The organism is Vibrio penaeicida, assembly GCF_019977755.1.
GTDB lineage: Bacteria > Pseudomonadota > Gammaproteobacteria > Enterobacterales > Vibrionaceae > Vibrio > Vibrio penaeicida.
Window position 1 is genome coordinate 2,562,483 of the sequence record NZ_AP025144.1, and the last position, 23,858, is coordinate 2,586,340.

The 23,858-nt window shown below is 43.8% G+C and carries 20 protein-coding genes and 1 pseudogene; 13 read left to right on the forward strand and 8 right to left on the reverse strand.

Going from position 1 to position 23,858, the window contains the following annotated elements:
- Positions 1–90: 90 nt before the first annotated feature.
- The 3 genes and pseudogenes from LDO37_RS11390 to LDO37_RS11400 form a co-directional block, all read right to left on the reverse strand.
- Positions 91–1,052 (reverse strand): annotated as a pseudogene (locus LDO37_RS11390) (TAXI family TRAP transporter solute-binding subunit).
- Between the two features lie 142 nt (positions 1,053–1,194).
- Positions 1,195–2,013 (reverse strand): 3-keto-5-aminohexanoate cleavage protein, encoded by an 819-nt coding sequence (locus LDO37_RS11395; RefSeq protein ID WP_126609579.1) that lies wholly within the window; start codon positions 2,011–2,013, stop codon positions 1,195–1,197.
- Entirely contained in the window at positions 2,001–3,344 is a 1,344-nt protein-coding gene (locus tag LDO37_RS11400; RefSeq protein WP_126609580.1) for an aspartate aminotransferase family protein, read from the reverse strand. Before LDO37_RS11400 ends, LDO37_RS11395 begins: the two co-directional genes overlap by 13 nt.
- A gap of 272 nt (positions 3,345–3,616) precedes the next feature.
- Here LDO37_RS11400 and LDO37_RS11405 point away from each other — a divergent pair, with 272 nt between their 5' ends.
- The 8 genes from LDO37_RS11405 to LDO37_RS11440 all read left to right on the forward strand — a co-directional run bounded on the left by LDO37_RS11405 (position 3,617) and on the right by LDO37_RS11440 (position 13,921).
- Entirely contained in the window at positions 3,617–4,498 is an 882-nt protein-coding gene (locus tag LDO37_RS11405; protein ID WP_126609581.1) for a LysR family transcriptional regulator, read from the forward strand.
- 317 nt (positions 4,499–4,815) lie between these two features.
- Positions 4,816–6,090 carry a cytochrome P450 gene (locus LDO37_RS11410; protein ID WP_185829920.1) on the forward strand — a complete coding sequence of 425 codons (1,275 nt, stop codon included), beginning with the start codon at positions 4,816–4,818 and terminating at the stop codon, positions 6,088–6,090.
- Positions 6,091–6,165: 75 nt separating this feature from the next.
- On the forward strand, positions 6,166–6,822 hold the full coding sequence (locus LDO37_RS11415) for a hypothetical protein (RefSeq protein WP_126609583.1): 657 nt from the start codon (positions 6,166–6,168) through the stop codon (positions 6,820–6,822).
- 15 nt (positions 6,823–6,837) lie between these two features.
- A complete protein-coding gene (locus LDO37_RS11420; RefSeq protein ID WP_101115203.1) occupies positions 6,838–7,533 on the forward strand; it encodes a hypothetical protein in 696 nt (231 codons plus the stop codon).
- Positions 7,533–9,134 (forward strand): Dyp-type peroxidase, encoded by a 1,602-nt coding sequence (locus LDO37_RS11425; protein WP_126609584.1) that lies wholly within the window; start codon positions 7,533–7,535, stop codon positions 9,132–9,134. The genes LDO37_RS11420 and LDO37_RS11425 overlap by 1 nt, the downstream gene beginning before the upstream one ends.
- 41 nt (positions 9,135–9,175) lie before the next feature.
- Positions 9,176–11,491 (forward strand): patatin-like phospholipase family protein, encoded by a 2,316-nt coding sequence (locus LDO37_RS11430; protein WP_126609585.1) that lies wholly within the window; start codon positions 9,176–9,178, stop codon positions 11,489–11,491.
- 28 nt (positions 11,492–11,519) lie between these two features.
- The gene (locus tag LDO37_RS11435) at positions 11,520–12,893 is read left to right on the forward strand and encodes an OmpP1/FadL family transporter (protein WP_185829921.1); all 1,374 of its coding nucleotides are present in this window, start codon (positions 11,520–11,522) and stop codon (positions 12,891–12,893) included.
- Positions 12,894–12,904: 11 nt separating this feature from the next.
- Positions 12,905–13,921 carry a hypothetical protein gene (locus tag LDO37_RS11440; protein ID WP_126609587.1) on the forward strand — a complete coding sequence of 339 codons (1,017 nt, stop codon included), beginning with the start codon at positions 12,905–12,907 and terminating at the stop codon, positions 13,919–13,921.
- A gap of 405 nt (positions 13,922–14,326) precedes the next feature.
- Here the strand turns inward: LDO37_RS11440 and LDO37_RS11445 are convergent, their stop codons facing one another.
- Entirely contained in the window at positions 14,327–14,716 is a 390-nt protein-coding gene (locus tag LDO37_RS11445) for a hypothetical protein (protein ID WP_101115198.1), read from the reverse strand.
- Between the two features lie 119 nt (positions 14,717–14,835).
- Positions 14,836–15,981: a glycosyltransferase family 4 protein gene (locus tag LDO37_RS11450; protein WP_126609178.1), complete on the reverse strand. Its 1,146-nt coding sequence runs from the start codon at positions 15,979–15,981 to the stop codon at positions 14,836–14,838.
- A gap of 345 nt (positions 15,982–16,326) precedes the next feature.
- On the opposite strand from LDO37_RS11450, the gene LDO37_RS11455 reads away from it, so the two are divergent.
- The 5 genes from LDO37_RS11455 (at position 16,327) to LDO37_RS11475 (ending at position 21,656) form a co-directional block, all read left to right on the forward strand.
- The gene (locus LDO37_RS11455; protein WP_126610280.1) at positions 16,327–17,772 is read left to right on the forward strand and encodes a lipopolysaccharide biosynthesis protein; all 1,446 of its coding nucleotides are present in this window, start codon (positions 16,327–16,329) and stop codon (positions 17,770–17,772) included.
- A gap of 150 nt (positions 17,773–17,922) precedes the next feature.
- Entirely contained in the window at positions 17,923–19,815 is a 1,893-nt protein-coding gene (locus tag LDO37_RS11460) for a metallophosphoesterase family protein (RefSeq protein WP_126610281.1), read from the forward strand.
- Positions 19,816–19,935: 120 nt separating this feature from the next.
- Positions 19,936–20,541: a ferritin-like domain-containing protein gene (locus LDO37_RS11465; RefSeq protein ID WP_126610282.1), complete on the forward strand. Its 606-nt coding sequence runs from the start codon at positions 19,936–19,938 to the stop codon at positions 20,539–20,541.
- An 88-nt stretch (positions 20,542–20,629) separates the two neighbouring features.
- The gene (locus LDO37_RS11470; RefSeq protein WP_126610283.1) at positions 20,630–21,022 is read left to right on the forward strand and encodes a c-type cytochrome; all 393 of its coding nucleotides are present in this window, start codon (positions 20,630–20,632) and stop codon (positions 21,020–21,022) included.
- A complete protein-coding gene (locus LDO37_RS11475; protein ID WP_126610284.1) occupies positions 21,012–21,656 on the forward strand; it encodes a sigma-70 family RNA polymerase sigma factor in 645 nt (214 codons plus the stop codon). The genes LDO37_RS11470 and LDO37_RS11475 overlap by 11 nt, the downstream gene beginning before the upstream one ends.
- A gap of 5 nt (positions 21,657–21,661) precedes the next feature.
- Here the strand turns inward: LDO37_RS11475 and LDO37_RS11480 are convergent, their stop codons facing one another.
- From LDO37_RS11480 to LDO37_RS11490, 3 genes are all read right to left on the reverse strand, one after another.
- Positions 21,662–22,534 carry an alpha/beta hydrolase gene (locus LDO37_RS11480; protein ID WP_126610286.1) on the reverse strand — a complete coding sequence of 291 codons (873 nt, stop codon included), beginning with the start codon at positions 22,532–22,534 and terminating at the stop codon, positions 21,662–21,664.
- A gap of 84 nt (positions 22,535–22,618) precedes the next feature.
- Positions 22,619–23,092: a GNAT family N-acetyltransferase gene (locus LDO37_RS11485; RefSeq protein ID WP_126610288.1), complete on the reverse strand. Its 474-nt coding sequence runs from the start codon at positions 23,090–23,092 to the stop codon at positions 22,619–22,621.
- The gene (locus LDO37_RS11490) at positions 23,085–23,639 is read right to left on the reverse strand and encodes a GNAT family N-acetyltransferase (RefSeq protein WP_185829960.1); all 555 of its coding nucleotides are present in this window, start codon (positions 23,637–23,639) and stop codon (positions 23,085–23,087) included. The genes LDO37_RS11485 and LDO37_RS11490 overlap by 8 nt, the downstream gene beginning before the upstream one ends.
- Between the last annotated feature and the right edge of the window lie 219 nt (positions 23,640–23,858).

Below are 23,858 nucleotides of genomic sequence, written 5' to 3' on the forward strand. Positions count from 1 at the left end.
ATTCACTTTGCTGCCAGGAAGCTTTGACGGTACATCAGGCACAAAAAAACCCGCTTAGCTAAGCGGGTTTTGACTAAAAAGCGATATGATTTATTTCACTAAGCCAGCTTCTTTGTAGTATTTTGCTGCACCAGCATGAAGAGGCGCAGATAAACCATCTTTTGCCATTTCTTCTTTTTTCAGGTTGTTGAATGCAGGGTGAAGGCGCTTAAAGGTATCGAAGTTTTCGAATACCGCTTTCACGATTTCATATACCACTTTCTCTTTTACGTCAGTAGAACTTACGAACGTTGCACCCACACCAAACGTTTGTACATCTTCCGCATTACCACGGTACATACCACCTGGGATGGTTGCTACGCGGTAGAAGCTGTTGTCGGCAATAAGTTTCGCTACAGCAGGACCGCTTACTTCTACAATCACACTGTCACAAGATGTTGTTGCTTCTTTAATTGCTCCACTTGGGTGACCAACTGTGTAGATCATTGCGTCAATTTTGTTGTCACAAAGCGCTTTAGACTGCTCAGACGCTTTCAGCTCTGAGGCAAGTTTAAAGTCTTTCATTGTCCAACCTAGCTCGCCCATCAGTACTTCCATCGTACCGCGCTGACCTGAACCTGGGTTACCAATGTTTACTCGCTTACCTTTAAGATCTTCAAATGTCTTAATGCCTGCATCTGCACGTGCTACGACAGTAAACGGTTCTGGGTGTACAGAAAATACAGCACGAAGATCCTTAAATGGACCTTTGTCTTCAAACTTACTTGAACCATTGTATGCATGATACTGCCAATCTGATTGAGCAATACCCAAATCCAACTCACCAGCACGAATCGTGTTGATGTTATAAACCGAACCACCAGTACTCTCTACAGAAGGTCTTTACGCCCTTTATTCACCAGACGACAAATAGCGCCTCCCGTTGGGTAGTAAACACCTGTAACGCCACCTGTACCAATAGTTACAAAGTCATCAGCTGCGTTCGCGGTTGTTGCTAAACCCAATGCACCAGTCAACCCCATCACAACACAAGCCGTTTTCAAGAACGTCATATCCCTTTCCTTCTGTTGGTTAGCATGCAACACACATGCGTTTCTGTCTCTGGAAACATAGTTCCGTTTACGTAAGTTTTACAACTTTAACAAATAACATAGTCTAATTTAGTATGCGAAATTTTCATCTTAAAACATGAAGTTATTCGTCACATCTCAATATTGACTCAAATTCTTTAGCATTGATCACATTCAGGTTGAGTGCGTTTGCTTGCTGAACAAGTTGAGCGACTTGGTACTCGTTTCCCGGAGACAATTCTCCATTTGGTAAAAAATGATTATTTTCAAACCCAACCCGTGCATCTCCACCTAATAACATAGCAGAGATAAGGCACTGCTGTTCCAATCGCCCAAAAGCGCACACGCCCCAAGCAATATCCGAATTAAGAAGCTGTGGAGTCAACATGGGTAATAAGTCAGCGGGTTGAGATTCTAATTGTTTGTGGTAGCGCCCAAGAACAATCAATAAATGCTGGTTCGTATTGGGGATAATTTGTCGGTTGAGCAAATCAAAGTAGCGCGTGAGATCCGTTTGATCATAAACAATCCACTGTATGAGAATGTTTTGTTGGTTGGCTAAGCTGAAAAAGTCTCGCGCTGTCGCTTCAGACGCTTTATTTGGAATCAGTTCTTTGATGGCACACGAAACTGCGGGCGGACGGACTTTTTCAATTAAGATCATTTGTTCTGTTGGTGAAAACTGCCCAACAGCTTCCGTGGTCAATTGAATCAGAATTTGATTCCCTAATTCAGCCTTGAGTTCAGAAAGCAGAGCAGCGTTTTCTCGTATCCCAAGTGTATGCTTTCCCTCTAACGTTCGAGCATGCACATGTGCCATCGCTGCGCCAGCTTGCGCGCTGGCTTTCACATCTTTAACAACATCTTCTATAGATATTGGGATATTAGGGTGATCGCCCTTCATCTTTCGTGCGCCATTTGGAGCAACGATTATGGCTGGCATACTGCCTCCAATGAAAACAGTCGGCTAAAGGTTGCTTGTAGTTTTTCAACCAATTCTGATACTTGCGGTTGTGTCATGATGAAGTGTGGCGCCAACAACACGTGATGACCATTTTGACCATCGATGGTGCCTTTCATTGGGTAGCACATTAGCCCCTCTTCCATCGCCATTTTCTTCACCTTTTTTTCCAATTGGCTATTTGAAGAAAAAGGCATTTTCGTTTTTTTATCCTCGACAAATTCAATACCAATGAATAATCCTCTTCCTCTAATATCACCTATATTTGGGTGATCACTAAACGCTTCATTCAGCTTTTCAAAAAGCAAATCACTCGTGACCTGAACATCTGAAACGCTGTTTCCTTCAACAATTTCATTGATTGTCGCCAATGCGGCAGCGCAAGCCATTGGGTGCGCATTGAATGTATGCCCATGTTGAAAATAACCGGAACCATTGGCGATGGTTCTGTAGATCTGGCTGCTCGCAATGGCTGCGCCAATGGGTTGATATCCACCACCGAGACCTTTCGCAACAGTCACAATATCGGGTACGATCCCCTCTTGTTCAAATGCATAAAATGACCCTGTTCTGCCTACTCCACACATCACCTCATCTAAAATCAGTAACACATCGTACTGGCTGCAAATTTCACGTATACGAGCAAAATACCCCTCTACAGGCACCAATGCACCCGCTGTCGCCCCAACCACTGTTTCCGCGACAAACGCCATCACATTCTCTGCACCCACTTCAAGAATCTTATTTTCTAGTTCGTTTGCGACACGTTGCCCATATTCAAATTCGGACTCACTTTCCAGCCTATCTCGATATGGATAACACGGGGAAATGTGATGCGTCGTTTTCAGCAACGGTCGAAATGGAGCGCGACGCCATTCATTGCCACCAACGCCAAGCGCACCTAACGTATTTCCGTGATAACTCTGTTGGCGCGCAATAAACTGAGATTTACTCCCCTGACCTTTTTCCAAATAGTATTGGCGCGCAAGTTTCAGTGCCGATTCAACGGCTTCTGACCCACCACTAACAAGGTAAACATGGTTAAGTGAGCTAGGACTTACAGACACCAATGTATCGGCTAATCTTTCTGCAACATCGGTTGTAAAGAAGCCACTGTGAGCAAATGGTAATGCCTCCATTTGTCGCATCATGGCATTCTTAATTTTTTGGTTGTTATGACCGAGGTTAGAGACCGCTGCTCCGCCACACGCATCTAAATAACGCTTGCCATTTTGATCGTAAAGATAGATGCCTTGCCCATTTTTCACTGTGGGAGGTACGTGGTGGCAATGTCGGTGAATGAGATGAGTCATGGCGAATCCTTACGTGCCTTATTTGGCTTGTTTAATTTCTGAATGCTTAACTTTCGGTTGCTTAACTTTTCGTTTGCTTAGCTTATGATCACTTAGCTTCGGCTTACTTAGCCTCTGACTAATTAATAACCAAGATAAAGCTTTGCGATTTCCCGACAAGCGAATTATTCTCACTAGTATGAGTAAATGGAATAATGGTGATTCACCTTTAAATCTAATCTCTAAAATCTTAAGTAAGCAGAAGTTGTTCACCCATACGGAAAGTAGCCACCATGCAGTTAACCAAACACCTGCCCTCTAGCCGAGCGCTTCAAGCCTTTATTGTTGCCGCAAGGTGCCTCAGCTTTTCGGAGGCAGCCAAACAGCTTTACGTAACCCAAGGGGCAATAAGTAAACAAATTCAATTACTTGAAACTCAGCTTGGGCAAGCCCTATTTATCCGAAAAGGAAGTGGATTGGTACTGACAGAAGCGGGAAACCAGTACCTCAGTAAAGTCGTACCAGGCATAGAAGCCATTCAGACAGCCAGTGCCGAAATGCAACAAACCCATTCGGAAACAAACTTACTGCAACTTAATGTGTCCCCTTCTGTTGCCAACCTTTGGCTTCTGCCTGAAATAGACAAGCTTCTCGCACAAAATCAGCGCTTAAGAATATCGGTTAACACTGGGGATGGGCGGTTACCCAAGGGAGGGATAGATGCTGATGTTTCAATTCGTTGCCTACCAATAGCCAAGCACTATGAGCATTCGGAATGGCTATTTCAAGAAAAGCTCATCTTAGTTGCTAATCCAAGCGTTGGTAACCTAAGTTCAATAGATGAAGTACTCAGCTTACCCCTGCTCCCCCAATCGACCCGCCCTCAGCTTTGGGAGCTGATGCTGAACAAAAGCCAGACTCAAATTTCGCCCAATTATTACCCTGTCGCATTTGAACATTTTTATATGTCTTTGCCTTTGTTGGCACGAAACTGTGGAGTTGCCCTTTTGCCCGATTTTATGGTGAGAAAAGAACTCGATTCTGGAGCGCTCATAAACCCGCTCGATCTAAGCTTCGACAGCCCTTATGGCTATTACTTGATTTGCCCAAGCTATAAGTTGAGTGAACCTCACATTACCTCATTCATTCGCTGGATTCGGTCACTGGAGCGATAAAAGCAGCGTGCCTTATAGCGTATTTTTTGTATAAATGAAGACTTAATTTAAAATAACTTTATATTAACTTTTCATTTTCACATACAGATCAACATTACGTACCGTTTACATTCATATCAGTTACATTCTCACTGCCTTGTGATCCTAATCTGAAGATATTTTCAGTTTACCGCATTTAAGACCGATATATTTATAAGGAATGGTTGCATATTAATTTAAACAACCACTCCTCTAACAATAAATGCACTGGTTCACACTAGATGAGACATAGAATCTCACGGTGTGCGCAAACAGATAAACGTCAATTGGCAGAAATTATGAGCATAATCGCGCGACTAAAAGCGTGGGCGTCGAACAACGTCCCCCTGATATTTTCGATACTCCGTTTTGTTCAACCCAATGTTCTTTATAAGAATTACGCACTGATTACCCGATTTAAAGACATTCAGGAAGCACTGTCTCGTCCCAATGAGTTAGGTGTAACTTACGCCGATAAAATGCGAGTAATCACCGACGGCAGTAACTTCTTTTTAGGAATGGATGATATACCGGACTACACGAGAGATGTGTCGAATATGCGTTTAGCGGTTAGACGTGACGACCTAGATAAAATCGTAGCGCCACTAACCGATAAACTCGCCAAACAAATTATGGAAAACAGTACAGGGAGAATTGAGTTAGTTTCAGAGCTAACCAGTGTTGTTCCATGCCAATTCACTGCCGAATATCTAGGTGTTTCTGGGATCGAGCCAGAAAAGTTATTTAACTGGACTTGTAACCTATTTCAGTACCTTTTCTACCCAGACTGCCCAAAAGAAATTGAAGAGGCCGCAATACGAGACGCCGCTAGCTTACGCGCTCATATCGATCATTTGATCGAAGAACGACGAATGCTCCCAGCTAGCGAACGTGATCAGAAAGACGATATTTTAGAACGATGTTTGAAGTTACAAGAGTCTGGTACACCAGGAATGACCGACTACGATATTCGCAACAACTTAATTGGCATAATTATAGGCTTAGTCCCTACTACCTCGAAATGCGCTATTCTCGTATTAGATTACCTATTAGATAACAAAGCACTTTTTACAAAGGCGCAACGTGCCGCACATTTAGACGACATGCACACCTTAGAGCAATTCGTTCTTGAAACTTTGCGTTTTAAATCCTTTGGTGCAGGTCTTTTCCGTATTGCCAATTGTGATTACACGATAGCGCAAGGCACATGGCGTTCTAAGAAAATAAAGAAAGGAACGCAAGTCTTTGTCGCTACACAGTCTGCAATGCTGGATGGGCGCGACTTACCTCACCCCAAATCATTTAAGTTAGATCGCCCAAGGCACGTTTACATGCATTTTGGTTACGGTATGCATACCTGCTTCGGTCAATACATTAACCTAATCCAAATCCCTAATATTCTGAAAGCAATCTTGAAGTCGGAGCATATTCTCAGAGGCAAAGGAGAACTTGGAATAGTTCAATATCGTGAACCCTATCCGATAAGTCTAACGATCACACACGAGCAATTATCCCGTCACACCGATGAGACATCACCGGATACGACAATAGAGAAACCATCAAAAGTCGCATAATCAACAAGTCTACCGGTCTGCCTAAAAGCGCCAGTAGACAATAATAAAATCCATCACTTTATACAGGAATGTGGTATGTCAAATATTGCGGGTAAGGCGTATGCCATGAACGTAGTTACACCAATAAAATGGTATTGGCGTTGGCTAAATAAATTCATATTTTGGACAGTTAACTCTGGAGCCATGAAATTAGTTGGGGCGTCTTTAAATGGGTTAACCACGCTTTCTCTGATTCATTACGCTCGGTGGGCGATCGTTAAACCAAATGAATTTCCTAGGCTTTCAGAATCACAGCCCAAAGAAACCATTAAGTACAGCTATATGTTCTTCTTTAGCAATTTTAATGGCAGTTGGGCTCAATACGTTGACTCTTTCCATAGCGCAATTCCATCTGGTTTAGATCTATTCTGGAAAAACAACGTGAAATACCCGGGCTCAGTGCCACTGCAACCCTTTCACGATTACATCACATCAAATCAAGTATGGACAAACCACTACTACAGCGCCTACCCAATGGCGGCTTCGAACGACGTGAAGTCTGGGCAGCACATTCGAAGCTCACTCTCAGAATTCATTAAAGAAACGCCAGCCAATGAATCAGCGGACGATTTTCAAAAGCGTTACGACGCACTGACTCTTTCGCTACAAGATCACATTGGAATGATGGCACCTTCTCCTATCGTTAGCCTTTCTGCCGAAGCCGTAGAAAAACGCCTTGCTAAAGCCAGTTAAAGAGAGGAATAAATCATGTCTAATACCAGTGGCAACGCCTACGGCTTAACAGCATTGTGCCCAATCATTAACGGGTGCAAAGACGACACCTCATACAGTGCAATACTTCGAGACTACCTACATGCGCTTCCGTTAGATAGGTTCAGCCCGATGGCTAAGGTCCCCAACACCTATTTAGCCCGCTTTTACGTGCTCTCAGATGTGTTTTATCAAGGTCATCCCGCGAGAGAGGAACACTTACAGTCTCAATATCTCGTTTTCAGTAGCAATTTTTATGGCGATCTGGACTCCTACCTCTACGACATGTGGCAACACGCTGAAGGGGAAGTGAAGAAAATCTGGCAACACTGCGTCGCTTTTGACGAAGTAAGCAATGCAGACCAATTCATCGAATACGTTAAAAAATGCCAAATCGATAACCAGCTCTTTTTTAATGGTTCGAACGACTTGTCTCTAAAAGCTCAACTGAAAAGCTTATTTTTGAAGCAAGAATTTTCTCGCTTTGTGTACGCAAACCAGGGTAAGCCAGCTCATGAAATTCAAAAACTGTTTCGAGAGTTTGAACGAGCAATAGACATCGACAATCTTTCATCACCGAGTTGGAGCGCAGGGGCGAGTAGCTTAGAAGAAGTCGCAACAACCGCCCATATCTATAGCCAGAACAGCGCATCTTCTGTCGCCGAAAACAAACCATCACTGGAGACAGAATAATGTCAGATACGCCTTCCCCTGCTGCAATAGATCTCCACGATATCCAAGGTAATATTATTAAGGGTTATGGACGATTTGGTTACCCACATGCGCGCTATCTATTTCTGTCGGTACGAAAAGAAGCCGATGCAAGGCGCTTTTTAAGACAAATCATCAATAACGTCACAACCTCTGTCCCATGGGGGCAGCCAGGTCCAAACCAAGAGCCAGTCCCTAAGCCTTTGGCCACCACCAACGTTGGTTTTACTTATAACGGGTTAAAGGCAATCGGTGTGCCGCAGCAGTCACTTCAATCTTTTCCACAAGCTTTTGCGATGGGTATGCCAGCGAGAAAAGACATACTCGGAGACGACCTATCAAGCGCACCCGAGCATTGGGACCCTATTTGGCATTCGCCAGAAAAAGTGCATCTTTGGTTATCGATAAATGGACAAACTCAAGCAGACATTGAAATTCGCTACAAAGAGCTGCTTAGGTTGATAGAAATATGTGATGCAGGCGTAGAGTTGTTGCAAGGTCACCGTGCTGGGAATGGAGAGTTACTCCCTTATCAAGACGCTGCAGCATTAAGAGAAAATGAAAAAGTCACACCAAAAGAACACTTTGGCTATGTAGATGGCATTAGCGATCCTTTTTTCAAAGGAACAGGTGCACCGGCCGAACGCGTCCTTGGAGCCGGAAAGCCAACAGGGAAAGACCCATCTAAAATGGAAGGCTGGGAGCCACTAGAAACAGGCGAATTTATACTTGGACATCGAGACGAATCGTTTGAATACCCTAAAGCTCCAACACCACCACTATTGGCTAAAAATGGCACTTTTATGGTGTATCGAAAACTCCACCAAAACGTTAAATCTTTCAAACGTTACAGTGAAGAAGTCGGCAAAGATTTTGAAGGCGGAAGTGAAGCGCTATCGGCGAAATTTGTTGGTCGCTGGAAGAATGGTGCCCCAATAGCCTCTTTCCCAACTCAAAAGGAAGCTGATGCGTTTCACGATAAATTACGCAAAGCGCAGAAAAACGCAAAAGAAAATCCGACAACTGCAAATAAAGAAAAGTACCTCGAATTAAAACAGCAACTCACGGCTTTCAACTACAGTGATGACATAAAAGGCTCGGCATGCCCAATGGGCTCACACGTTCGTAGAGCCAACCCACGAGGTGCACTCGAATACGGTGTGAAAGATGCGTTCAATACGCCAGGCGCGTTGGTAAATCGCCGACGTATCCTTCGCCGTGGTCTACCTTATGGCACCGTGAGCGAATCGCCTGAAGACTCGGGCAATCAAGGCATTATATTCATGGCGTTAAATGCCGATATAGAGCGCCAATTCGAGTTTGTTCAACAGCAATGGATGAACTACGGCAACGATTTTAAACGCTCCAATGAGAAAGACCCAATCATCGGTAATATGTCTAATAACCCTGACGTCTCGGCGGATGGCAGCATGCTCATTCAAGGGAACGAACAAACCGGCAAGAAGCCATTTTTCTGCTCTCATATCCCAAGATTCGTGGAAACGCGAGGTGGTGATTACTTCTTTATCCCAAGCCTCACTGCATTGCGAATGTTAGCAGAAGGCATTATCGACCCTACTTAGGGTCTCGTGACCTAATACGTGTAAAAAGACAAGGACGTCATATGGCTGATCAAATAACAAAGCACAATCATTATCTCTATCAAGTAGTGCTACCGGAAGAATTGAAACACGTATTGCAACGAAAGGTAATAAATAGAGATGGTCAGGCATTAGAGCGCTCCCCCCGCTCGTTGCCTGATTTTGAGCAGACGCTGATACCTTGGGATCAGCGTTCTGTTCCTCTTAATCAAACCATCGAGTCCCTTGCAGATAAAAACCAAGAACAGATGTGGAATGAGGACTCTAGTGTTCTTCACCCTGGCTTAGTTGGATTATGCTTTTCTGGTGGTGGGATTCGTTCCGCTACATTTAATCTCGGTGTCATTCAAGCATTCAAAAAAAGCGGCCTACTTAATAACGTTGATTATCTCTCTACGGTTTCAGGTGGAGGCTACATTGGTTCTGCATTTTCAAGCGCGATGACGGGGGCGGTGACAAACGAGCAGTACGCCGATAAAAAAACGGAAGCAATCGATGCTCTTTTTACCCATGAGCAAGGCGATGTAGAGCCGAGTGAATTCCGCCACTTACGGAACAACTCGAATTATATGGCTCCCAATGGCGGTCTAGACACAATACGTGTTCCCGCCATATTTCTTCGGGGTATCGTACTTAACGCCTTAGTTGTGCTGCCTTATCTGCTTATTTTCGCCATGATAATGGCGTTTCTCTCGACACCACCACTTGGCTTTTATAGCGATTATGCCTCGTGGTTAGAGCACATTGGTTTAGGTGCACACTTCCCAGTGACGAAATCACTCATGTTGCTTTTGTTACTTAACTATATTGGTTCCGCACTGACGACAAACGCCACTGAAAACCTAAGCTCCTCAAACAACCAGTCTTGGATTTGGCGAGACAGAATCACCTCAGCAATCGCCATTAATGTTTCAGCGATATTCGGCAGCGCCATTATTGAAGCTCAACCCTTGGCACTTGAATGGTATCAAACGCTTGTACTATGGGGGATATCATTGCACCAAATGGGCATTAATGGCTTCGCTATCGCCATTGTATGCAGTTTGCTTCTAGCAAAAGTTATTTCAAATCTAAGCAAGATCAGTAATCAGCTTGTTGTCGGTTGTATCGGCTTTTCCGCTATTTTCGCATGCTGGGTAGTGGTGTTGGATGTAAGTGATTCGCTTGTCACTCAAGAGACAAGCTATGTCGCAATCGTGTCGCTAACAATAGCGCTCATGTTTCTTAACCAGTTTACTGGCAGTGCCAATTTTACCGCAGTAAATCGATTCTATCGCGATAGGTTAAGCCTCGCTTATTTGTTTAAAAAACAGAGCCCTTTTCCTCATGCCCCCATCATCCATACCGACAAACTAAAGCTCTCAGAATTGGATAGCGAATATGCGCCTTACTCTTTGATCAACTGTACTCTGAATGGTGGACAAAGCGTCAACGCCTATAAAAAAGATCGACTGGGCGAAAACTTCATCTTCTCCAAATGCTTTAGCGGAAGTAATAAAACGGGGTTTTGTAAGACTCAAGATCTTGAAGCATCTCAGCCAAGCATTAACCTCGGAACCGCCACGGCAATATCGGGAGCAGCAGTTGCGCCAAATATGGGGCGAAACACCGTAAAACCTCTCGTATTCTTACTGGCAATGCTCAATATTCGTTATGACTATTGGGTAAAGAACCCATCTAAAATCCATGACCAAGAACAGAGTTCTAGCCGTGCTTGGTGGAAAAAGCTATTCAGAAATGACCGTGTCGGTCCTTCTTACTTTCTCAGAGAACTGTTAGGCAATATCAATACTAGTCAGAATTACATCAACTTATCTGATGGTGGTCATTTCGAGAACCTAGGGTTGTACGAACTGGTTCGTCGTGAATGCAGGCTCATCATCATATCCGATGCAGAAGCAGATTCAGAGGGAACCTTCTCTGGCTTGATGGATACCATACGAATGATTCAAACCGACTTTGGTATCAAAATCACCATGACCGGGCTAGACGAGATAAAGCAAAAAAATCAAGCGCATGCTCATGGAGAAATCCACTATAGAAATGGGCGAGTCGGAAAAGTCCTTTACATAAAATCGGTCATGACCAATCCAGAAGATACGATGTCTACCGACGTTCCTAGCAACGATGACTATTTCGATAAATATCGGTACATCGCCAATTATCAATCCAAAAACCCAGAGTTTCCTAACCAATCATCCGGAGACCAATTCTTCGATGAAGCGCAGTTTGAAGCCTATCGCGCACTCGGGTATCAGGTGGCCTATCAGACCCTATTTAATCAAGAACAAAGCATTTCAGAATCAGAAGATTCCTTCTCTAATCGACGAAGCGCTTAAGCTAACTTATGGATAAGTGATGTACTCAATGAATAATAAAAAATCGATAAACAACGTCAAATTCAAGCTGAATAAAGTGATGTCCTATTCGCTTCTATCTTCAGTAATTGCAGTATTGCCCATCAGTAATGCGTTGGCGAATGGCTATCACTTTTTGCACCAAAGTGCTGAAGGTTTGGGAAGCGCTTATTCAACCAACGGGACAGGCGCTAATGATATCAGCGCCATGTTTTCAAACCCTGCCTCTATTGCACGGTTTGATGGAACACGCTTTTCCATTGGAGCGGTATTAGATATGCCGACCTCCAAACTAATAAATGCCACTGCAACAGCGCCATATACGTCTGGAACTGTGGATGTTTCAGGGTATCCAGCCGAGCCAAAGCAACCTATAGATACCGCCTATGGCAGTGCTTTGTACTTTACCCATGAATACCAGCCGGGGTTAGTACTGGGGCTTAGCATTGGTGCTCCCTACGCATACGTTTCCGATTACCCTGATACCGCCGTTTCTCGTTACACGGCCACCAAAACGGCACTTTTCGCTTATAACCTAAGCCCAACAGTCGCATGGAAAATGAACGACCAATGGTCTTTTGGAGCGGCGGTAAATCTCCAATATTACACCGTAGAACTAGGCACGATGGTCGCAACATCCACGACATCTCCAAGTGTTGATACCGATGTAACCAGCACCATTACGGGTAAAGATCTCGCCTTCGGCTTTTCATTAGGAACCGAATATCAGATGACCGAAAACACTCGGTTTGGTTTGTCTTATCGCTCCAAAATTTCACATTCATTCAACGGCGATGTAGAACTTACAGGATCGTCAGCCAACTACGCTGCCTTAGTAAGTGCGGCTGCATCTTTAGGCGTCACCGTCAGCAGCCCAACGGGCAGTGCGCAATTTGATATTGATACGCCTTCTATGTTTCAAATTGGGGTATTACATAAGTTAAATGAAGATTTCGAGCTGTATGGTAACGCCAATAGATTTGGCTGGAGCGCATTCACAGATAGTACCGTGACTTACGGGAACGGTTTGGCGGATACGATAGTAGACAACAATTGGCACGACAGCTGGTTCGTCGCTATAGGAATGGGCTATCAATACAACCAAGACATAAAACTGCGCACGGGTTTCGCATACGATTGGAACCCTACACCAGCTGATGCTGTTAGCCCGCGAGCACCAAATAATGATCGCTGGAATGTTGGATTAGGCATGAGCTATCAGTACAACGAAAACGTGAAACTCGATATGGGTTATCAGTACATCAAATTTACCCCAGTCACGATTGATCTCGAAGGTGGAAACAATATACCTCGCGGTACGTTATCGGCTGATCTGGACCTCTATGCCCATATATTTATGGCACAGCTTAACTACACGTTTTAGGAAGGTGCACCATGGATATACCGCACACCGAAGATCTAGAAAAACAGCAATCTACAATAGTAACCAACAGCGTTTTTTTAGATCAGTTGGAACATGAATGTGAAGCACTTGCACACTACGCATTTTCAAAAGGGATCACCGTTCCAGGAAATCTAATGCGACTGCTTAACTCAGGCTTATCAGAGGAGCAAGATGTCCGCGCACATCAGGTAACCGATATCTACAATCAACTCTCAGAGTTAGTCGCCCCTGCGAAGCCTCAAACTATCCTGCTGATGTATGACGAAAACAAAAAGGCACCTCCCTTCTTATTCTTGGGCAGTGTGCCATTGATTCGCAGAATGATGGCCGTAGCGCTCGTTTCCCTTTTTTCATTGATTGGGCTGAGCCTTTCAGGAGCCGTTAACAATGAAAATATGGTCGCAAGTATGTTCGATTTGCAAGGCACCGATTTGTTGTATGTGCAAGCCATTCTGTTAGCCGCGTCTGCGATTGGTGCTTCCTTTGCTGGGCTATTCAAAGCCAATAGTTTTGTTACCCAAGGCGTCTATGATCCAAAACACGAGAGCTCATATTGGGTTCGATTTGTGGTGGGATTGATATCAGGTATTACACTCACTCAGCTTATTCCAATCAACTTAGACGCCGTCGCACAATCCACGACAGACATGATAGCCGTTGATACAAATTCAGAGGCAAATCACGCAGCTATTCGCATAACAACCGCTTTGCTTGGGGGGTTTTCTGCAAACTTGGTTTACAACTTACTGGATAGGATCGTCGAAACCCTTAAATCCTTTATCACTCCTAAGAAAGTACAAAACCCAGCGGTACTGAGACAGCAATTAGAAAACCAATATCGAAAAGAAAAACTTCAGTTTGTAACGCAACTGTCGCAAGAGCTTTTGCTTATAAAACAAGAGTTAGCCAGCGATGATGAGATGTGCAAAGACAAAATGCAAAAAAGGCTCACCCAATATTTGGATATTCTCGTTAATGGGGAAAAAAACATACCGGCTAAAAAATAACCCTTATTCAGCCAGTTATAATGAGCTTAATCTCAATGAGTACGGGTGTTCAAAAAGCGAGACGTTTTTTCATCATTTTACATTTACATTTTGAAATAGAATGGTGTATTGTACAAAATATCGCTTTTAAGCACCTTTGCTTGCAAACTAACCGACAACAAGTCGGTCTCTGACACCGTCAGAAAACTAGAAATAGCAACACTATAAAAAATCAATATCTATAAAAACCAAGATACATTAATGTCAAATCCCCAGCACTAAGCTGGGGATTTTTTTGTGCCTAAGCTTTGCTTGTGCCTCAGCTTTGTGCATTTTCTTATTAAAACCCAAGAAATCGAACTCTGCGATTACTTACTAAACAACGATGCGATGGAATACCAAGCAAGGCATTGTTTTGAAATCAAATTATTCAATCACTTTAGGCTGACTTGAAAATGTGCCCGTTCCATCTTTACGAAGTTCGATAAAGGCATCGCTGTCCCCATGAGAGCAAGCATAACGTGAACCTTGCTCCGACTCAGACTTCAAATCGCAGTTTTCCTGAACAGATCCAGTATCTTGTGGATCATATTCAAATGTTGCCATAACGACATTCGTGTCTAGATCGTGTTTTTCTTGGATATTAATGGCAGATTTAGGCAGAAAAGCCGGAAGCCAGCCCTGCTCGACAATGCCGGACGCTTCCATTTCCTGATAGTTTTCAAACTTTGTGCTTACGCTATCGCCAAAAATCCCCGCCCAAATTTGAGTCGATACAAGAAGTGCCAGAGGCACTATTACGTTGCGTGTTTTCATAACGTTTATCCTTTCAAATTAAATTCCAAATTCCCCGTACAGCAAAATTGTTTTATAAAATGAAAGTGCAACATTTGTCATAGTAACGTCATGGGTAGGTAAAGGTTTTTAATGCCAATTTAAGCCAAGTTTTCTATCCAGTTCGAAAGCTGTTTAGCCTGATCGATTGCGTTGAAATGTCTTAGTACTCTATCTCTCGCAGCACGCCCCATTTGCGCTCTCTCTTCAAACGAAAGTTGAGCAAACTCCGAGATTTTCTGTGATAGCTCAGCCACATTTTTTTCCGGAACCAAGTATCCAGTTTCAGAGGTGACAATTTCTTTGCATCCCATAATGTCTGAGCAAATCACGGGGGTTCCCACCGCCATCGCCTCTTTTAGAACCAGCGGACCAGTATCGACACACCCTGTGTCGGAAAAACAAAACGGTGCGACCAAACAATCATATTCTGCCAAGTGATCTTTCACCCAATGATGGGGTTGTGGACCCAAAAATCGAACATAATAGTCCAGCCCAAGGCGGTTAACCTGAGATTCTAACTCTTCTCTCATCTCCCCATCTCCAATAATGTCTAAGCTGATATTGTAATGATGGATCAATGGAAGCAGAGCATTGATTAGATAATGGACACCTTTCGTTACGACCAATCTTCCTAAAAACACCAATCGAACATGTTCAGTCGGTGACTTTTCTTGCATAACAAATCGTTCTGTTTTTACACCACAGTGCAACAACTTTATGTTTCCTTTTGCCATACTATCGAAGTCACGTTGCATATCTTTGCAAACAGCCACCACAAAATCGCTGGTTTCTATTTTTCTGTCGATATCGAGTGGGGATTCATACACGTCGTGTCCGTGTCCTACAAAAGAACAACCAATGTTCAATATTTTGGCAGCGACTATCGCGTGGGCAGCAGTATGCTGACAGAAATGCGCATGAACGTGGTCAACGCCCTTCTCTGCCAATTGCAAAGCCAATTTAGCGCCGTAATAGTAGAGCGATTTCTTCGGCAAGCCATTTTGATTCGTAACAAAGTGGAGAGCCTTTAATCCGCCGAGCAACGAAGTGTGGCTCAGCATACGCATCGGGACGTTCTCACCAATAGTGACAACGTCATAGTTAAACACATTATCCGAATGCTCTTTTTCAAATGTAAACACACAGACTTGATGCCCACACGCTTGAATAGAGTCCACTTCTGTCTGTATGAAGGTTTCGCTTAATGCCGGATAGGTGGGCGTAATAAATGCCACTTTCTTCATGACCAAATTCTCACTTGATGTACCTTGTTCCCTACACAGCAAAATACACGCCAATCATTTCTCTATTTAAAATCAATCAATTAGATTCAAAAAACAAAAGAAAAGGTCATAAGTTCTCAATTTGAAAAGCAATATGAATGTACACGGCTGGTTTATCTTCAAATTGTGTAGCTTTCTCTTCACCTATCTTTTTTTATCTATTTTTCAAAAAGTTATGGTTTGGCATGTTTTCTGCCTAAGTTAATGTCTATACCCAAGTGACCTCCACCTTGATTTAATTGGTATGAAGCAAATCGCAAGTTGAAGTCTTTATCGCCTGAAATCAAAACAGAAGGCAAGAAGCGAATGAAAGCATTAGCACAGTCGGCGTACTACGCCATTGGAATCATTATGATGAAAGGGGTTTCCCTTATGATGATCCCATATCTCACAAGAAAGCTCTCTGTAGTGGAATACGGGTCGCTTGAAATACTGCTTTTGCTAGCCGATATCGGAACCATTATGTTTAGCTTCGGCATCATAAACGCGATGTACCGATATGTTGGGACGTCAGAAGGTGAACACAAACGAGCGCTCATTTCTAACTGCTTTACTCTCAGTGTTCTTTTCAGTGGCATTGGAGCGTTTATTATTTTCATCACGCTTCCTTTACTCATTCGAGTGTTGCCAGCAGCATTCGAAAGCTATCAAATCGTTTTGCTTGCCATTCCCATTTTGTTGGATGGGCTAATTACTATTCCTATGACACTTATGAGAATGAACGATCTCGCAAAACGGTTTTGTGTATTAAATGTAATGAAAGCCTTAGGGCAAGCACTGATGACTTTCATTTTGCTTGAAGCTGGCTATGGCATTGATGCTGTCTTGATTTCTTGCATGGTATCGAGCGTGCTATTAATGCTGTGTTTGCTTGGGTACCAAAAACAAGAAATGGGGTCTTTTGGTCAGCTTAAATACTCAAAATTGCTATTGAAATTTGCCTTGCCGACGTTAGGCGGATTCTTGTGTATCTATATGATTACAGGGTTAGATCGTTGGCTACTTGCGAGCTTTATAGGAGTAGAAGAGCTTGCGGTGTATGCCATTGCAGTGAAGTTTGCCTTAATTTTAGGGCTGGCTCTAGAACCCTACGCTTTATGGTGGTTCCCCAATCGAATCGCATTGCTACAGCAACACAATGGTAAACAGATTTGTGCCGATAATGCGATGCTTGGGACCAACTTAGGTATTTATCTGGGGATGCTGATGATACTCACGGTGCCTGGTTTTATCACCCTAGCGCTACCATCCGATTATCACATGTCGGCGACGCTCGTAGTGGGGCTGATTTTGGTGAACATGATAAAAACCGCTGGAGATTACTTAAACTTAGGCTGCTTTAGCGGGGATTCCAGCCAAGCACAAATGTGGATCCAGTGTGCCTGCGCGGTATTTGCTGTCGCTGGATACGTTTGGCTTGTACCACAATTCGGGGTCATTGCTGTCATTGCGGTTCTTGGTGGCGCTTATTCCGTTCGTTTAATGCTGATCTATTTGGTTAGCCAGCAAAAAGAACCACTACCTTACCGACACGCCAACTGGATAAAAAGTATTATGATTGCATTTTCAGCTTGGCAACTGCACCAATGGCTTGATGCATCCCTCACGTTTGTTCCCAGCATAGTGTTGGGCATGATCGTCTCGGTGTTTGCAACCATAGGATTCCTGCTTTTCGGTATTATCCCTATTCCTGAATCACTCAAAATCAAATTGAGCAACTTTGTGAAATCTCATATGCCAACGGCGCACTAGTGCTACCGAACACGATCCAAATCAAACGCGGTCAAAATGCTAGATTTGCTAACAATACCCGTGCTCTAACGGCACGTTCCGGATAAACTCAATAAATAGGGTCTGTTTTCGATAGCAAAGCAGTTGTAAGCGTTATTCGATAGAGAGTTTATGAATCAGTCTTCGCCATTACCATTCCTGATTGCAGGTCCCATGCTTAGAAAAGCCACATCGAATGAGTTGGTTTTTTGGGTGGTCACCACAGAGCCACTGTCTGGTCACTTTCAGCTTTATCAGCAAGACTCAGACAAAGCGATCTTCTCTCACGATCTAAACCAGTGTCAGCCAATTCAAGTGGGTACTCGTGCCTTTGTTACCCTTGCTCATTTTCACGGCAATTTCCCTGTAGACGAACGCCTTGAATACGAATTTATCTCTCAGAAAGGTAACTTCATCGAATTGTGTCCGCACTTGCTCTATGAAGAAGAAAAAAGACTCTCGATAAAAATACCATCTACCGCCGATTATATTTTGCACGGTTCATGTCGAAACCCACACCATAACGGAAAAGACGCACTGATCGCGGCAGACGCTAAAATAGCCAAGCAACCTTGGGATGAGCGCCCCGATATGCTGTTAATGGCCGGCGATCAAATCTATGCAGACCATGTCGCTGGTCCGATGCTGAGTGCGATTGTGCAAGTGATCGATTTGCTAGGGTTGCCTAATGAAACATTCCACGATGCCAAAATCGCATCGACCGCAGACTTACACGCCCATGCAGACGGCTTTTACGGTCGCGAATCTTTGCTACCTAGCTATCAAGCAGAAAGAAGTTGGTTATTCTCGTTTATGCCCTCTATGCCGTCTCCGGTTTTTAGTTCTAGAGATTGCGGCAACCACTTGATCAGCTTTTCAGAGTTCTTCGCCATGTATTTGCTGGTTTGGTCGCCACAACTTTGGAAGCATGTTGCTTATTCGTGCCCGCCAACGACAGTCACAAACAAGCTCAAAACTCGATGGGAAAGAGAAAATACCCAAATTGCACAATTTGTAGAAGGGTTGCCTTTTGCTCATAGGCTATTTGCACATTTGCCTACTTACATGATCTTTGACGACCACGATGTCACCGATGACTGGAACCTGACCATTGGTTGGGAAAAAGCGGCATACAACAACGTATTTTCCAAAAGAATCATCGGTAATGGTTTACTGAGTTACTGGCTTTGTCAGGGATGGGGAAACGAGCCCTCTCATTTCAACTCGGAGTTTTTGGCATTGGCCAATGCCTTTTTTGATTCGCCAAATGTACAGAATCAAGATGCTTTCATACAGCATTTGTACCAATTTGAGAAATGGCACTACACCATACATACCTCGCCCAAAGTTGTGGTTTTGGATACTCGAACTCGCCGCTGGCGCTCAGAATCAAAAATGAACAAGCCCTCTGGATTGATGGACTGGGAAGCGCTCATTGAGTTTCAACAAGAGCTAATGCATCAAGACAAAGTTATTGTGGTTTCTGCTGCGCCAATGTTTGGTGTGAAATTTATCGAAGCACTCCAAAAAGCGGCAACTATGATAGGTCAACCTTTGATGATCGATGCTGAAAACTGGATGGCACACCCCGGTAGCGCAAATACTTTACTCAGCATTTTCACTCACACAAAAACACCTACCCACTTTGTTATCTTGTCGGGAGATGTCCACTATTCTTTTGCCTACGATATCAAGCTACGATTTCGCAAGTGCAGCCCAAACATCCACCAGATTACATGTAGCGGCATCAAAGCTCAGTTTCCAGAGCCGCTTCTTGGGTTTTGCGATCATGCGGATCGGTTGCTTTATTCTCCTCGCTCACCACTTAACTTTTTTACCAAGCGAAAGCGTTTGAAAGTCCAAAAGCGTAGCCCAAGCATCGAAGGAACTCGAAGACTGGTCAATGCCACTGCTATTGGAGAAGTAAAACTCGATGAGAAAGGAAAACCAGAGCGCGTTTCTATTCTCACAGGGGAAGGTAGCGAAATCGAATTTCTACCTCTTAGCCGCAGCAGTAAGCAGTAAGCAGTAAGCAGTAAGCAGCTTATAGTCATTTTTTAAAAAAAGTTTGTTCCTTTTCTTTGATGAGTGCGTCTTTACCTATTATGCGCAGTGTATTGGCTGCGCTTTACAAGGAGAAAGCACATGAGCATCAAAGAAACGAATGATATTTATCACAAGGATATGTTCAACCGCCGCGGATTTTTAAAAGGGTTTGGCGCAGCAACACTTTCAGCAACTGCACTCACCATGATGAGTGGTTGCTATTCCGCTCAAGCCAATTATCACGGACAAAAAGCGCTGTCAGATAACGCCGTACAAAGTGACATTGTCATTCTAAATACTGCAATAGAGGCAGAACAAGAAGCCGTTGCCGCTTATCAGCTTGGTGCAGAAAGCCAGTTACTAAGCAAAGATCTATTAAACGTTGCCGTTCAGTTTCAAGGGCATCATAAAGAGCATATTGAATTGCTGGCTTCTGTGGTAACACAGTTAGGTGGAACCCCATCTGAACCCCTCAAACAGTATCAATTTCCAGTCGAGAAATTAAAGCAACCTTCCGATGTACTCATGTTTGCCGCTCAATTGGAGCGAGGTGCAGTGAGTGCCTATGCGGGGGCGATCCCACTTTTTGATAACCGCGATTTTTCCAAAGCTGCTGCCAGCATTTTAGCCGACGAAGCCATGCATTGGGCAATCTTAAGGAACGCATTAGGTTTAGACCCAGTGCCAGGTGCCTTTTTTTCCTAACCCACATTTGTTGTCGACAACAAAACCAATGTTAGCAAAGCGATTTTTACTAATGGCTTTGCTCATTCAACTCGATTAAGGAATCAAAATGCGCCATCTTTATCTATTATTTATTGGATTGGGTTTCGTGCCATTTTCACAATCCAGCACGGTTGCTCAAGGTGAACACCTGTACCAAAGCTGCGTTGGGTGCCATTCTCCCTCTTATAACCGAACGGGACCTAAACACTGCTTCTTATTTGGAAGAAAAGTTGGTACTCAAAAAAATTATCGATACAGCAAAGCAATGCTTGATTCTGACTGGGTTTGGAATGAAGACACACTCAATCGTTTTCTAGAAAATCCAAGAAAAGCGATTCCTGCCACTAAAATGACAGTAGCAGGCGTAACAAGCCAAACACAGCGAGTCGCCATTATCGCCTATTTAAAAACACTGGATCAGCACTCCGAAGAATGCAAAGGGTTACACGATGACAGATAATACACTCACATCCTACTCCGATCTGGCACTCATTGAACTCACGTTAGCGCGTAACAACCAAGCGGCTGAAGTACTCATCCGTCGCTATAATCAACTAATGTTTCGGATCGCTCGTGGGTTCACGAACAATACTGATGACGCCATGGACATCGTTCAGGAAGCTCATCTACGTGCATTGCAGAATTTATCTACGTTTCGTGGTCCAACAGGATACGCGGGATGGCTTTCTGTCATCACTCGAAATGTCGCGTTAAATCGCCTAAGGTCGGAACAGAGGCTTGAGTATTATGGCGACCGAGAAATACCCAGCGATCAATTTCATCAATCTGTTTCGGAGCCCGTTATGAACCAGAACATACTTCAACTCCTTGAAAATGAAATTGATCAGCTACCGCTTAACTACCGTTCGGTGTTCATATTGCGCTGTGTACAGGGGTTATCTTCCAGCGAAACTGCCCACTCTTTGGGGCTCGATGTCACCGTGGTTAAAACACGATATCGGAGAGCGAGAATGCAATTGCAATCGCAAATTCGAATTCATATGGAAAAAGAGTCGATGTCGCTCTACGAATTTGCTGGTAACCGATGCGATACCATTACCCACCACGTTTTAGCCGAATGGAACAAGCAATGAATCGCCTAGGGTTGTTCGTCGGATTGTAGAGATAAATGTGCAGAGAGTAACTGCATAATAAACGTATGGACTTGTTGAGTATAAGGTGAGTCTTCGCCTAATTTCACATTGAGCTTACGGTGAGAAAGCTCGACAGGAAGCACTTTTGCGTAACCGCCAAGAAGATTCACCTTCTCCGCGAAAACCTCGGCTTGTTGGCAGGAATCTTGTTTTCGCGTGGAAGAACATACAGCGAGAAACGGAGGAATCGAAGATTGAAGTTGCAGTAACGGTGAAGCGAGTTTCCAAGTTTTTTGGCTCTCACCAAAAGCTTTTTTGTAAAAGCGATTCACTCTATCTGCAGACATGATTTTTACAATGTCATACGCCGCAGTATCAAGTGACACAGTACCAAGCCAAAGTGTTGCACCTCGCTGAGTAATGAGCTCTGGTTTGACGGAAACCAGAGAAATGAGATGCCCACCAGCTGAATGTCCCATAAGAACGAACTTGTGCCGACTGCCACCCCATTTCGAAGCATAATTCTGTGCAAATATTAACGCATCTCTCACATCTTGAGCCTGAACCAACGGCGGGGTTTCCGGTAACATTCTGTAATTCACCGAAATGAAAACGAACCCTTCTTTTACCCACTTGTCTATTTTGGATTTTACCTGAGATCGCGCTCCCTTATCGCCAATTCTCCATGCACCACCGTGAACAAAAAAGATCACCGGAGCATCTTTAGCGAATTGTGGAAAGTAAACGTCCAACTTTTGCTTCTTGTGTGCACCATACGCAATATCACGAAAGGTGTTGTGGCCGGTGGATGCGAGTGCCATTGTACTGATTGGTATTGAAACCAACACAACCCAAACTAAGCGTATAAATGAGGACATAGCCACCCTATTCAAAGTGAATTACATCAAGCTTAGTTCTCAGTACATTGAAACTCCAGAATGCGAGTTAAATAGTTTTTTCAGTCATTTGAACGACATTTTCATAATGTGTTGAGGGCCTGCCGGACCGCCATGGTAAAGCTCACCATTGTCTTTAAAACCATTGAGCTCATAACAACGATAAGCCCCAGGGTTTTTGCAATTCACCGTAAGATAAATGAATTCAAACGTCTCATAACACTGCTGCAAATAGGAATGAAGCGCAGCCACGGCTTGTTTACCATAGCCACTTCCTTGGTAACGTGTATCGACAAAGAAAGCTCTCAGCCCTAGCGCTCCACAAACAGCAAAGTCGTACTGCTCACCGTAGGTCGTATCGACAAGAAAGAACCCAACCACCTTGTCGCTTTCATTCACCATCACATGCGGGTGTACTTTGTTATCTACGTTCACCAAAATCTCTTCCATTGTACCGACAAACTTTAACTGCTCTTCTGCGACATGCAGCTCCGATACTTGGTTCAAATGTTGTGAGCTCATTGGTTGTAGGCTAATCATCTTGGCTTCCTTTCCTCATTTCCCATTCCGAACGTAACATAGCGTAGATAACGGTATCCCACCAACGTTCTTTAAAGTATCGATGTTCAATAAACCGAGCTTCCTTTCTCATTCCAAATTGACGACACATCGCTATCGCGGCTTTGTTTGCTCCAATCGTTTCTGCATACAAACGGTGAACCGCCAGCTTTTCAAATCCAAACCCTGCTATAGCTTCTGCTGCTTCTTGCGCGTACCCAGCACCTTGAAACTCACGCGCCACACCGCATCCCATAGAAGCTTGCTGATCGGCTTCCAATCGAATGCCGCACGTGCCAATCACTTCACCTGTTTGCTGTAAAACGATAGCGAGCTGATATTTACTTCGTGGTAATTCATGCGCTTGCTCAATGAAAAGATTAACCAAAAATTCAGCCTTCTCTATCGAACAATCGTCTTCATCATAGAAGCGCTGATACTTTGAGTCTTGAGTCAACTCTATGTATGAGGAGACATCTTGGATCTCAAAATCCCTTAATATCAGTCGTTCCGTAACAATTTCAAACACTTCCCTCTCCATTTGGTATTTCTCTCTCCCTCTTGTGGAGCTAGCGCGACTATACGCTAGCAACCTTCATACACTGTTTTCAGCGAACATTGTTTGATATTCCGGCACATCATAGAGTTGAAGACGGAGTAATTCCAGCTATGAAATCAATAATACCCACAGAAATTTCAAGCGAAACTGTCTTTGCTCGCTCTAATACTTATCACCCATTTTTCCAAA